The following is a 12146-nucleotide window of genomic DNA, read 5'->3' on the forward strand; positions in this document are numbered from 1 at the left end:
GGCGACCACGGGTGCGCCCCGTGCGGGGTGCCACGCTCCCTTTCATGGCCGGGCCTCCAAGTCTGGGCTTCCTCGGCCACCTGGACCAGACTGGGCACCCACACCCAGGAGGAGAGCATGGGACTCGCGGAGCGCAGGGCCGCCAAGAAGTTCGAGGACACGACGTACCCGAAGCTCAAGCAGCAGGTCGACGCGGCGGCGCACTTCGAGGTGCCGCTGGACGTGAACTGGCAGAGCCTCGCCATCGACGGGGGCGCGGACCTCTACGAAGAGGGCTTCACCCAGGTGTACTTCACCCCGCTCATCGAGGCGTTCCAGGCCATCTGCATCGACGACATGGGGCGCGACGCGCTCAAGTCGAAGCTCAAGCGCGTCATCATCCGCAACACGGCGGGCGTCTACTACGCGAGCAGCATGGTGACGTTCGAGGACGGCGTGCTGACGCTGGACCATGAGCCCACCACCAACGTCGGCGACGTGAGGGACCGTCGCGACAGCATCCAGAAGACGCTGGAAGCCGCGCTGTAGTCAGCGCTGGCAGGGCACCGGCGCGCAGGCACCCCACACCCCTCGCCTCGCGCGCCGGGCCTCGGCCTCCAGCGACTCGAACTCCGCGCGCCGCGCGCTCCCCGCGGGCGGCACGTGCAGCACGCAGGCATGGCCCCGCTCCACCAGGAGCGTGTTCACCTCGCGCCCGTCCACGGACACGTAAGCGAGGAGCCGGCCAAAGCGGTCCTCGCACGCCTCACCGTAGGCCAGCGCCACCCGCCGTCCCTCCACGAGCCCGCGATTGAAGGCGTGGGCCTCCGGGCCGAAGCAGTCGCGGGTGCGCCCCGTGCTCTCGGGCGCATCAGCCAGCAGGTAGCGGATGCGCTCGCCACTCTCGAGGAGGAGCGTGTCACCGTCGATGACCTCCGCCACCCGGCCCGTGTCCGGACCGCACGGGGTGCTGGCCTCTCCCCCGCAGGCCAGGAGCGCGGCGGCCAGCACGGCCGCGCTCACCGAGCGCATGGACGGTTCTCCACGCCCGGAGTGCCCCGGTCCCCCAGCCCATAGCGGACGCTGGTGGGAGCGGGACAGAAGCTCCCCGCCGCGTCATTCCGGGTGGCGTCACTCCGGGATGGGTCGACCTGCGAGGACACGCCCGGCACCGCCGCGGTCGTCCACGTCACGGCGTCCAGCAACCGCCCGTCCACCGCGAGCCGCAGCACGTGGTTGCCCGCGCTGTTCGCGAGGTTGAACGCGAACGTGCCGAGCACCGCCGGCAACCCGCCATTGAGGGACACGTCCTCGCTGCGCGCGAGGACGGCACGGCCACCGGCCTTGAGGGACAGGCACAGCGCCGACATGAGCACCGCGCTGCTCCCACTCCCGTTGGACAGGGTGACGCCGTTGAGGTCCACCTCGCGCAGGGCGAGCACCTCCACCCACTCGCCCGTGGCATCCGCCACCGCGCTCGGGTCGGCCATGAACTCGGTGAGGACCAGCGAGCCCGCATCCGGCACCCTCGGCGCGCGGAGCTTCCCGGTCGACCTGTCGATGCAACCATTCACCGGAGTCCCCGCGTCCACGCCTGCATCCGCCGGGCCCGCATCCGGAACGCCCGCATCCAGCCGACCTCCATCCGGGGCCCCCGCATCCGGGACGCCACCGTCCGAGCCACCCACGCCACAAGCGCGGTTCGCACGGCCAGGAGTCCCCAGGTTGCCGCGCGTCCCATAGACCTCCGTGGCCCGACACCACGCCGCTCCCGAGTCATTGCGCTGCGCATCCGCCAGCAGCGCCGACACCTGCGTGGCCACGCCCTCCTCCGCCGGGCCGTACCCGGCGCCATCGATGAGGACGTCCCCCGCCTTCACCATCACCACGCCGCCCGAGTTGCGCAGGTCCACACCGAAGGTGGCCACCGGCGCGGGCAACCAGCCGTTGACCGCCGCCTCGGTGCGGCGTGCCAGCACCGCATGCTCACCCGCCGCGAGCGACACGCACGCCCCCGTCGCCACCTTCGTCCCCGCCGAGTCCGTGCCCACCGTCACCCCATTGAGGTCCACGGGCACGGTGGCCCGCACCTCCACCCACTCGCCCAGCGTGTCGTCTCCGCGCGGGTTGGCCATCACCTCGGTGATGACCAGGTCTCCCGGCCGCGGGCGCACCACGGGCCTCGCGGAGGAAGCTCCCGCCGGCACACAGGACTCCGCGACACCCGCATCCGCGGTGGAAGACGGCGGAGGTGCTCCCGAATCACAGGGAGCATTCGCCGCACCGGGGCTCCCCCGGGGCTCATCCGCTCCGGCCCCGTCACACCAGCGCTCCGGGTCATCGTTGCCAGCGGAGTCGGGCACGAGCCGGCCGTCGTAGATGCGGGCCACTCCACTCTTCGCGGGCGCGGTGAGGTGGACCTCGTCAACGTCCCGCTCCCCGCATCGCACGCCCAGCTTCCCACCCGTGTTGCCCAGCGCGCCAAGCGCCTCGCCATACGCATGGTCCATGTACGCGGGCAGCGGCCCCTCGCGCACGTCCCCCAGCACGAGGTAGCTCCCGGCCGCCACGGGCACGGAGCCGGTGAAGAGATAGGCCCGCTCCTGCGAGCCATCCACGCGGGCCGAATAGAGCGTGACTCCATGCAGGTCCACGGTGGTGCGCGTGGGGTTGTGAAGCTCGACGTACTCCTGCCCGGTGTCCGTCCCCACGGGGTCATTGAGGTACTCGGTGATGACCAGGTCTCCGGGCAGCAGCCCGGCGCACGCCGCGTCCACGCCCTCGTCCGGAGGTGCCCCTCCACAAGCCCACGCGCCGAGCAGCGCCACTCCACCCAGCCACCTTCCCCAGCCCCTCATTTCGGCAACCCTCACGTTCAACTCCTCTGTCTCACAGCACTTCAGGACCGCGACTCCAGCTCCAGGTGAAAGCGGCAACCCTCACATTCAGTTCCTCTGGTTCACAGCGCGTCAGAACCGCGTCTCCAGCTCCAGGTGGAAGAGGTGGCGCGGCGGGTCGGGCGGTACACGGGCCACGCTCGCGTCCTTCAGGTCGAGCACCCACGCGTACCGCGCCCGCGCCGTCACCCTCTCGAAGGCGGCCCAGCCCGCGTCCACGGCGGCGCGCAGCTCCTGCCGGAGCCGGCGGCGCTCGGAAAGGTCCTCGTCCTTCCACACCACCCGGGCGCCCAGCTTCACGGACTCCGCGGGCCGCAGCCGCACGTCGAGCACGGCCTGTCCGTCATACCGGGGGCCCTCGGCGTCAGGCGCCTCCACGCGCGCGTGCCCGTACTGCACCGCCACCGTCACGCCGTCGGCGACCTCGGACCGCACCCGGGCGACGACTCCGTACCGGCCGCTGGAGCACGGGCTCGTCCCTTCCTGGGAAGCGTCGACCTCCGCCTCCCCGGAGCACGCGCCCCCTGTTCCCAGCCCGGAGTCCCGCAGCTCCACCTGGAGCGACGGCTGGAACCGTGGCCACACGAGCCAGTCCGCCCGGGCGGAGGCGCGCAGGTGCGCCGTGCCCGCCGTCCCCGGCACCGCGCCATCGGCCGGCAGCGTCCACGCATCCACCTGCCCGCGAACCCGCCACGCACCTTCCGCGCGCTGGAGATAACGCACGCGAGCGCCCAGCTCGTTGCGCACGCGCAGTCCCTCCAGCGTGTCCGGACCGGAAGTCGCACCGCTGTAGGGATTGGCGAAGTCGCGTCCGTAATAGCGCAGCGCCAGCTCCACCTCGTGCCGTGCGCCAGAGAGCACGGTGCGCTGGACGGCACCGAAGCCACCACCTCCGTCCGGAGCGACATCGAAGCTGCGCGTGCCCTCGAAGAAGAGGTCCACAGCGCCACGCCCCCAGGCCGCATCGAGCCCCACCGCGCCGAAGCCGCCACCCGCCGGGTAGCGGGCACTCGGCTGGAAGTCGAGTCGCGCACCTTCGGGGCTCCACACCGGCCGCGCGGCCCAGCCCGTCACCCCGACCTGGGCACGCGGTGACAGGGACAGCGTCGCATTGCCGCCACCCGCCCACTCCTGGAAGACACCCGGCAGCGTGCGCGCCGTGAGCTTCTCCACCCGTGAGCCCGACAGCGGCACCAGCACGTCCGGAGCCCGGCACCCACCACGCGAGTCCACACAGGCCGAGCGGTCCAGCACCGCATGACGCGCCAGCGAGCGGAGCTGGTACGAGCCGAAGCCCGTGAGCGACAGCTCCGCGCCAGTACCCACCGGCCCACGCACGGTGCCCACGAGCCCCCGGAAGCCCTCGTCCCAAGCGAAGTCCGGGGTGACGTCGGACAGCCGCTCCTCGGGCTCGCAGCCCGTGCCTCCCACGAGGCACTCCCGTTCCAGCGCTCCGGGCGGTCGCACGCCGTCATCGGGAAGGAAGCCCTCCGGCGACGGCAGCGCCGTGGTGTCCAGCGTGAGCCGCTGCCCGAAGCCCAGCCGGTACGTGCCCGCCAGCACGGAGGCGCGCTCACCCGTCCAGTGCGCGTAGAGCTTCGGCAGCAGCACCGCCGGACCGGGCGCCTCCACCACCAGGGCCCGCCGACGCTCATCCCTCTGAAGGGGCCCCAGTCTCCTGCGCGCGAGCGAGAGCAGTACTCCCGCCCGCATCCCGGCGAGTCCTCCCGCGCGAACCTGCAACGCCACGGGTGGCAGCAACGGGTCCGACGCGGCGAAGGCCATCAACAGCCTCGCATCACCAGAGAGCCCGGGCTCCCGCCGCACGAGGAACGACGCGAGCCTCCGCTCCTCTTCCTCCGTGAGTCCTCCCGGAGAATCGCTCCCCGCGGCACCTGAAGCCCTCGCGCGCCCATGCTTCGTGGCTCGCCCGCCAGCGTCCCGCCGCCGCATGCGAGCCCGCAGCAGCACATCCACGTCCGCGTACGTCAGCCCGGGCAGGCCATACAGCGTGGCGCGCGTCGCGAGCCTCGGGTCCACCCCGGCCCGCCGCAGCGCCAGCAGTGCCGCGAGCGTCTCACGGGAGATGGCGCCCTCTTCCGCCAGCGCGAGCAGGTCCAGCTCACCCGAGACTTCCGGCTCCACCTCATACGGCGCCGCATGCACGGGCAGCGCCCGGCACAGCCAGCACCCCAGCAACCACGGCAACCACAGTGAGAGGACACGGCGCACGCCGCGCTCCGCTGCACATCCGAGACCACCGTTCCCTACAGCGTCACCACTCCGTCACTGCGTCTGAATCCCGGACCCATCGTCCAGGAGCCGGACAGGACTCAGGCCCTCGCGGCTCGGGGGTCCACCCGCAGCAGCTCCTCGGCGACGGACTCCGCGGCCACGGCGCGGGCCTTCGCGGCGGCGTGGCGAAGCCGGGCTTCGTCACTGCCATCCAGCGCCGCCTGCGTCTGGCGCAGGTCGAAATCGGCGGTCAGCAGCAGTGCCGCCAGGTTCATCCGTTCCAGTTCCATCAGCATCCAGGAGACTCCGCGCTACGACCTGCCTCTCCAATAACCAGCAGCATGGCAGGGGGGCCCGACGCCCTTTGGCCGGAGTCCCTGTGCAGACCCGGGGCCAGCCTCACAGGCCACCAGGCAGGCGCTCACGCCCCACCCTTCCCGGCATGTGGACCTGGGGACGACTCCGAGTGGACGGGACGGACGCGTGGCCCCGTCCATGTATGCTGCCGCTCCGCTCCATGGGCCACGTCCACATCGTCCGAGACTTCCCCTCCCCCCAGGAGGGCTTCCACCGCACCGTGCGCGTCTACACACCCGACGCCTACGACTCGATGCCGCACCACCGCTTCCCCGTGCTCTACATGCACGACGGACAGAACGTCTTCGCCCACCCCGACTCGGCCCGCTTCGAGACGTGGTGCGCCAACGTCGCGCTGGAGCACGGAGTAGACGAGGGCCGCCTGGAGCCGTGGATCATCGTCGCGGTGGACTCGGGCGAGGGGCGGCTGCAGGAGTACTCGCCCTGGGACGAGCCCCGCAACCAGACGAAGGCGCGCGGCGAGGCCTACGGCCGCTTCCTGGTGCAGCACCTCAAGCCGCTGGTGGACCGCACCTACCGCACGCGCCCCGAGGCCGAGTGGACGGGCGCCATGGGCTCGTCGATGGGCGGGCTCATCTCCCTGTACCTCGGCTTTCGCTACCCGGACGTCTTCGGCCGCATCGGCGCGCTGTCGCCCACCGTCATGTGGGGCGAGGGGCGCCTGTTCGAGGAGTGGGCCACTCACAGCCGCCACTGGACGCGCATCTACCTGGACGCCGGCGAGCAGGAGTTCATCCACACCGACGGCGTGCCCCTCAACTACGGCGAGGCCACGCGCGCCTTCTACGAGCACCTCAAGCACGTGGGCTACGCAGACCACGAGTTGTCCCTGGTGCTGGAGCCCGGGGGCGAGCACCACGAGCGCGACTGGCAGCGCCGCCTGCCCCAGGCGATGCAGTGGTTGCTGGGGTGAGGCGCGCCGCGTGAAGCTCCGCAAGCCGGTGCCGCTCGAGCAGCGGCTCGTCTACGTGCAGGTGGTGGAGGGACTGCTCCAGCACGGGCTTCAGGGCAGGGTGTCGCCCCGGCTGAAGCAGCGGCTGCGGCAGGCGGGCATCGACCTGGACCGGCCCTTGCTGCCGGCCTACCCGGTGCCGCTGTGGATGCATTGCCTGTCCGTCATCGTCGAGGAGACGTACCCGGGCGTGCCCCGCGAGGAGGCCTTCCGCAAGCTGGCGGAGGCGCACGTGCAGGGCTACGGGCGCACCGTCATCGGCCGCGCGGTGTATGGCGTCATGCGGCTGCTCGGCACGCGCCGGCTGGTGCAGCGCCTGCCGCAGACGCTGCACGCCACGGACAACTACACGGAGGTGGAGCTCGTCGAGCGCGGCCCCACCACCTATGAGATGCGGATGAACTCCGCGGTGGACTCTCCCGGCTACGTGGAGGCGCTCTTCGAGTCCATGATGCGCGTGGGCGGCGCGGAGTCCCCGAAGGTGACGAAGACGCACGTGGACCCGGCCGCGCCGAGCACCACGTACCTGCTCACCTGGACCGAGCGCTGAGCCTCAGGCGGTGGCCTGGATGAAGCGCACCGCCTCGTGCATGGCGTCCAGGTCCGGGTGCCGGGTGAGGTACATCTCCTCGCCCATGAGGCTGTGGTAGACGGGCGGCAGGTCACCCTGGTGCTGGAGCAGCGAGGTGCCCAGCTTCTCCACAATCTGCTTGTGGTTGTGCTTGTAGCGGCGGCTCTTGCGGCGCGCGCTGTGACAGACATGGTAGCGCGGGGTGTAGCGAAAGTCCGCCACCGGGTCCCCCGTCACCACGCGCGCCCACAGCCGGTACACGTCGATGTCGCACGTGTAGTTCATCATGTCGGTGATGAAGCCGCCGGGCGGGCGGAGGTTGACCTCCAGCACGATGAAGCGGCCGTCGGGCAGGCGGAAGAACTCCAGGTGGAACCAGCGCTCGCGCAGGCCGCACGCGGCCACCACCTCGCGGCCCAGCACGTCGAGCGCGGGCGGAATCTCCTGGAGGCTCCAGAAGGAGATGTCGCGCTTCTCCAGCACCGTCTCCATGCCGCCGTCGCTGTACTGGTGGCTGAGGTTGAAGACGATGACGCCGTGCCGGTCCACGATTCCGTCGTAGGTGACGATGGTGCCGCGCACGAAGGGCTGGGCCACGTAGGAGGTGGGCAGCGGGTGGGCCAGGGCGTCGTCCACCTCCTTGTCGCTGGCCACCTTGAAGGTATGGGCGGCGCCCACGCCCACGTCGGGCTTGAGGACGAGCGGGTAGCCCACCTTGGCGGCGAACGTCTTCACCTGGGCGGCGTCGCGCACGCGGATGAGCTCCGGGTGGGGCACGCCGGCCGCGTGGAAGACCTCGGCCATGCCGGACTTGGAGCGCAGGCGGTGGATGTCCGCAGGCTGCAGGCCGGGCACGTGGAAGTCCTCGCGCAGGCGGGCCTCCACCTCCAGCCAGGACTCGTTGAGCGAGTCGATGCGGTGGATGCGCCCGTGCTTCCAGGTGAGGTAGCCGGCGGCGCGGACGAGCGCGTCCTCGTCGTTGAGGTTGGGGACGAGGAAGTACTCGCGCAGGGACTCGCGCAGCTCGGAGCGCAGCGAGTCATAGGGAGCATCGCCGATGCCCAGCACCGTGACGCCACGCTCGCGCAGGGCGGTGACGAAATGGAAGAACTGGGGCGGGAAGTGGGGGGAGATGAAGACGAAGTTCATGGCTCCTCGGGGCGGGTCCCGACGACGTTGACCATAGCGGCGCTCCGGGTCGAGGCCCACTTCCTTGCTCCCCCTCCAGACAGGTGTACGACATTGTCCCCCTACCCCGTGGAACCAGCCTGGAGGGCGCCCGGGAGAGAGGGAGCAGGCGGAGCCTCCAGGGTGGGGGATGGCCCATGAAATACGGGCACGACTACGCTCGCGGACACACGCAAAGCCGCGAGGTCCGTCACGAACCGCTTCACTGGAACCGCGACCCCACTCACCGCCCGGGGAATCGAAGCCTGCGCTGAAAGGCTCTCCGTCCACCCCGCGGAGCTGTGGACGGTGCTCCAGGTGGAAACGCGCGGCTGTGGCTTCTTCGCGGACCGCCGGCCCGTCATCCTCTTCGAGCGGCACATCTTCAGCCGGAGGACGCAGGGCCGCTTCGACGCGCAGGTGCCCGACCTCAGCAACCCCAAGGCGGGCGGCTATGCCGGCGGCGTGGCGGAGTACGGGCGGCTGGAGCGGGCCCTCGCGCTGGACGCACCGGCGGCGCTGATGAGCGCGTCCTGGGGCCTGGGCCAGGTGATGGGCTTCCACGCGAGTGACCTGGGCTACGGCTCCGTCGAGCAGTTCGTCAGCAGGATGATGGAGTCCGAGGACGAGCAGCTCGGCGCGCTCGCGGCCTTCATCCAGACGAACGGGCTGGTGAAGGCGCTGAAGGCGCATGACTGGGCCACCTTCGCGAAGGGCTACAACGGCCCGGCCTACGCGAAGAACCAGTACGACAAGAAGCTGGCGGAGGCATACCTGCGCCTGTCCACCCACGCGCCACCCGACGTGAGCGTGCGCGAGGGCCAGCTGCGGCTCATGTTCCTCGGCTTCGAGCCGGGGACGCCGGACGGAGCGCTCGGCTCGCACACGAAGGCGGCGCTCAAGAAGTTCCAGGCGAAGCAGCAGCTCCCCATCACCGCCACGTTCGACGCGGCCACGCTCGACGCGCTGAGGCAGCAGCAGGCCCTCCTGCCCCGGAGCGACGCCGGTGGCGAGGCGCTGGCGAAGAGCCCTGCGGCGCCCGTCCCCGTCCCCGTCAGCCCGGCGCAGGCGGTCTCCCCTGGAGTTGGCGCCTCCGCCCTCGCAGTGAGCCAGCCCGCGCAGGTAGTCTCACCCGCCTGGACGCTGGCGCCGAGGAGAAGCCCCGAGACCGCGGCCACGCTCGAGTCCGTCACCACCTCCTGGCCCGAGGCCCCGGTGATGCCGGAGTCCTCACCGCTCCCGGAAGCGCTGGCCGAGCAGCTCCGCCAGCGCCTCTCCCAGCCGCTCGACCCGGACCTCCAGGCCGAGCTCTCGCGCGTCCTCGTCCTGCGCGGCAAGGTCGCTCCGGAGCTGGGAGCCCCCGCCGTGGAGACGCTGGACCTGTGCCTCACCGCGCTGCTGGCGGAGCGACCCAACCTCTCCTTCGCGAAGAACACGCGGCTGCGCATCGCCTCCGAGTTGGCGGACCGCATCTACCCGCTGCGCCCGCTGCCCATCCTCCGCTCGCGCTCTCCCGCCATGCAGGTGGTGCACGGGCTGGGGCTGTTGCTGCTCTGCTGCCACGGCCTCTTCGGCCTCGCGCACGAAGTGCTGACCACGGAGGCGACGCAGGTCTTCGGCCTCCCCGCCCGCACGCTGTTGCTGGTGGGGCTGTGCGGCGCCGTGGGCGGAGTGGTGAGCATCCTCATGCGGCTCGGGGACTTCGAGAAGATGCGGGGCGCCAGCCGTGTCTCCATGCTGATGCAGGGCTTCTTCAAGCCGGTGGTGGGCATGTACTGCGCCATCTTCGGCTTCGCGCTGATGAAGTCGGGCGTGCTGCCCCTCCAGCCGGCCACGCAGGAGTCCGCGCTCTACCTTTATATGTCCGTGTGCTTCCTACTCGGCTTCAGCGAGCGGCTCGCCCAGGACCTGTTCATCCGCGCGGGAGAGGGTCTCGCCTCGGTCGGCGCAGATCGGTCCGCCTCCTCCTGACGGCTTCGTCCCGTGGCTGCCGGAGCCACGCTCCCAGACGTCCACACTCGGCGAGCCTCGGCGCCCAGGGACGCCGACAGGCAGGCCGTGACGGGCTTGCCCGGGAACCGCCGCGCCGTGCTATCTCGCCCGAGCATCCCGAGGCTCCCGGTGGCCGAGCACCGCGGAGGGATGCCCGGGAGCAACGCTTGTCGGAAACACCCGCCGTCACCACCAGGGCCATGCCAGCTCCCCGCGCGGTTGTTCGGCGGGGCACCGGACTGGCGCCATGAGCCCGCCCCTCACGGACACCGCATCCGGGCGCTGGAGCAAGCTGCTGCCCTGGCTGGGCGCGGTGCTCGGCCTCCTGTGGTACCTGGTGGTGGGCGGAGGGCTGACGCTCGACCCCACCAACCTCGACTGGGTCGGCGGTGGGGACACGGCGCAGCACGTGCTCGGCTGGCTCCACTTCCGCAACGCGCCGTGGGACTTCCCGCTGGGGAAGACGCCCTCCCTCCTGCACCCGCTGTCCGCGTCCGTGGGCTACACCGACTCGAACCCGTGGGTGTCGCTGGCGCTGAAGCCCTTCTCGCGCTGGCTGCCCCAGGACTTCCAATTCGTGGGCCTCTGGTTTGCCCTGTGCTTCGCGCTCCAGGGGTGGATGGGCGTGAAGCTCATGGAGTGCCTCACGGCCAGCGCGGCGCAGCGGCTGCTGGGCGCGTCGCTCTTCGTCATGGCGCCCGTGCTGCTGGCGCGGAGCGGCCACGACACGCTCTGCGCGCACTGGATGATTCTGGGCGTCCTGTGGCTCCACCTCCGTCCCCGTGAGGACACGCGGGCGGCCTGGAGGGACGTGCGTTGGGCGCTCCTGTTCAACGTGCTCGCCGCGGGTGTGCACCCGTACCTCGTGGTGATGGTGTTCACCCTCACGCTGGCGCTGCTCTACTCGCTGGTGAGGCGGGAGCGACTCCTGTCCTGGCGGGCCGGGAGCGCGGCGCTCGCGGGAGTGCTGCTCGCGGTGGGGACGCTGTTCGTCCTCTTCGGCTACGTGGGCCAGGGCGCGGGGCTGGCGGCGGACCTGAGCTTCGGCCATTTCAGCGCGGATGTGCTGACGCTCTTCAACCCCATGGGCTGGTCGAAGCTGCTGCCGAACCTGCCCCACGGGCCTGGACAGTATGAGGGCTTCGGGTACCTCGGCACGGGAGGGCTGGCGCTCACCGTCGTGTTGCTGTTCAAGCCCTCGTCATGGTGGCCGCGTGCGAAGGAGGAGCTGAGGGCCCGCGGGCCGCTGGTGCTCGCGGTGCTGGCCCTGACGCTGCTGGCCTTCTCCACGGTGGTGACGGTTGCGGGCAAGCGGGTGCTCTCGCTGCGGAGCGTGACGCAGGCGCTCCTGCCACTGCTCGCGCCGTTCCGCGCGTCGGGCCGGTTCATCTGGGTGCTCGACTACGCGCTGTTGACGGGCCTGCTGGCGCTCGTCACGTGGCGCTGGAGGCAGCGGCCGAAGGTGGTGACCGGCCTGCTGCTGGGCGTGGTGCTGCTCCAGTTCCTGGACACGGATGACGTGTGGTTCCGGGGCCGCTTCCACGGTGAGCCCTGGCCACGGTTGAAGGCGCCGGAGTGGGAGCAGGTGGACCCGTCGTACCGGCACGTCGTGTTGTTCCCGCCGGCCATCAAGAACTGGCAGGAGCCGTGTGTCGCGCAGACCTTCCCGGACAACGCCTACGTGCGCTTCGGGGACCTCGCGTATCGCAAGAGACTGACGACGAACAGCGTCTACATGGCGCGCTTCGACGCGGCGAGGCTGAAGGCCGTCTGCGAGGCGCTGCGGGCGGACGTCCGAAGCGGTCGCTTCGCGGAGGACACGCTCTACGTGGTGGACGCGAAGGAGCTGGCCGCGTTCCAGCGCCCGGAGGCAGGGCTCACGTGCGGCGTGCTGGACGGATACACGGTCTGCGTGGCGGCGAAGGAAGGCCGCTTCCGCGAAGCGCTCCTGCGCGCCTCGAGTCCCCGCTGAAGC

Annotated in this window: 10 protein-coding genes; 5 read left to right on the forward strand and 5 right to left on the reverse strand. The window is 71.1% G+C overall.

The annotated features are described in order from the left end of the window. The first annotated feature begins 117 nt into the window (after window positions 1–117). Window positions 118–528 (forward strand): hypothetical protein, encoded by a 411-nt coding sequence (locus tag G4D85_RS31920; RefSeq protein WP_164017833.1) that lies wholly within the window; start codon window positions 118–120, stop codon window positions 526–528. Here G4D85_RS31920 and G4D85_RS31925 read toward each other — a convergent pair whose 3' ends face one another. From G4D85_RS31925 to G4D85_RS31940, 4 genes are all read right to left on the reverse strand, one after another. After that, window positions 529–1011 (reverse strand): thermonuclease family protein, encoded by a 483-nt coding sequence (locus tag G4D85_RS31925; RefSeq protein ID WP_164017834.1) that lies wholly within the window; start codon window positions 1009–1011, stop codon window positions 529–531. It abuts the gene before it with no gap. Continuing rightward, on the reverse strand, window positions 999–2852 hold the full coding sequence (locus tag G4D85_RS31930; RefSeq protein ID WP_338052920.1) for a lamin tail domain-containing protein: 1854 nt from the start codon (window positions 2850–2852) through the stop codon (window positions 999–1001). Before G4D85_RS31930 ends, G4D85_RS31925 begins: the two co-directional genes overlap by 13 nt. Window positions 2853–2948: 96 nt before the next feature. Further along, a complete protein-coding gene (locus tag G4D85_RS31935) occupies window positions 2949–5108 on the reverse strand; it encodes a hypothetical protein (protein ID WP_164017835.1) in 2160 nt (719 codons plus the stop codon). A 101-nt stretch (window positions 5109–5209) separates the two neighbouring features. After that, entirely contained in the window at window positions 5210–5407 is a 198-nt protein-coding gene (locus G4D85_RS31940; protein ID WP_240359612.1) for a hypothetical protein, read from the reverse strand. Between the two features lie 221 nt (window positions 5408–5628). On the opposite strand from G4D85_RS31940, the gene G4D85_RS31945 reads away from it, so the two are divergent. Together G4D85_RS31945 and G4D85_RS31950 are read left to right on the forward strand one after the other, a co-directional pair. Beyond that, on the forward strand, window positions 5629–6402 hold the full coding sequence (locus tag G4D85_RS31945) for an alpha/beta hydrolase (RefSeq protein ID WP_164017836.1): 774 nt from the start codon (window positions 5629–5631) through the stop codon (window positions 6400–6402). A 10-nt stretch (window positions 6403–6412) separates the two neighbouring features. Beyond that, entirely contained in the window at window positions 6413–6991 is a 579-nt protein-coding gene (locus G4D85_RS31950) for a DUF2378 family protein (RefSeq protein WP_164017837.1), read from the forward strand. A 3-nt stretch (window positions 6992–6994) separates the two neighbouring features. On the opposite strand, the gene G4D85_RS31955 is transcribed toward G4D85_RS31950, so the two are convergent. Further along, window positions 6995–8161 carry an ATP-grasp domain-containing protein gene (locus G4D85_RS31955; RefSeq protein WP_164017838.1) on the reverse strand — a complete coding sequence of 389 codons (1167 nt, stop codon included), beginning with the start codon at window positions 8159–8161 and terminating at the stop codon, window positions 6995–6997. A gap of 318 nt (window positions 8162–8479) precedes the next feature. On the opposite strand from G4D85_RS31955, the gene G4D85_RS31960 reads away from it, so the two are divergent. Both G4D85_RS31960 and G4D85_RS31965 read left to right on the forward strand, forming a co-directional pair. Further along, a complete protein-coding gene (locus G4D85_RS31960; RefSeq protein WP_275900333.1) occupies window positions 8480–10150 on the forward strand; it encodes an N-acetylmuramidase domain-containing protein in 1671 nt (556 codons plus the stop codon). A 268-nt stretch (window positions 10151–10418) separates the two neighbouring features. Next, entirely contained in the window at window positions 10419–12143 is a 1725-nt protein-coding gene (locus G4D85_RS31965) for a DUF6311 domain-containing protein (protein WP_164017840.1), read from the forward strand. The last annotated feature ends 3 nt before the right edge of the window (window positions 12144–12146 follow it).

The sequence above is a fragment of the Pyxidicoccus trucidator genome, assembly GCF_010894435.1.
Taxonomy (GTDB): domain Bacteria; phylum Myxococcota; class Myxococcia; order Myxococcales; family Myxococcaceae; genus Myxococcus; species Myxococcus trucidator.

Coding starts and splice junctions, on each gene's coding strand:
- G4D85_RS31920 (WP_164017833.1), top strand. CDS start 118: ATGGGACTCGCGGAGCGCAGGGCCGCCAAGAAGTTCGAGGACACGACG.
- G4D85_RS31925 (WP_164017834.1), bottom strand. CDS start 1,011: ATGCGCTCGGTGAGCGCGGCCGTGCTGGCCGCCGCGCTCCTGGCCTGC.
- G4D85_RS31940 (WP_240359612.1), bottom strand. CDS start 5,407: ATGCTGATGGAACTGGAACGGATGAACCTGGCGGCACTGCTGCTGACC.
- G4D85_RS31945 (WP_164017836.1), top strand. CDS start 5,629: ATGGGCCACGTCCACATCGTCCGAGACTTCCCCTCCCCCCAGGAGGGC.
- G4D85_RS31955 (WP_164017838.1), bottom strand. CDS start 8,161: ATGAACTTCGTCTTCATCTCCCCCCACTTCCCGCCCCAGTTCTTCCAT.
- G4D85_RS31965 (WP_164017840.1), top strand. CDS start 10,419: ATGAGCCCGCCCCTCACGGACACCGCATCCGGGCGCTGGAGCAAGCTG.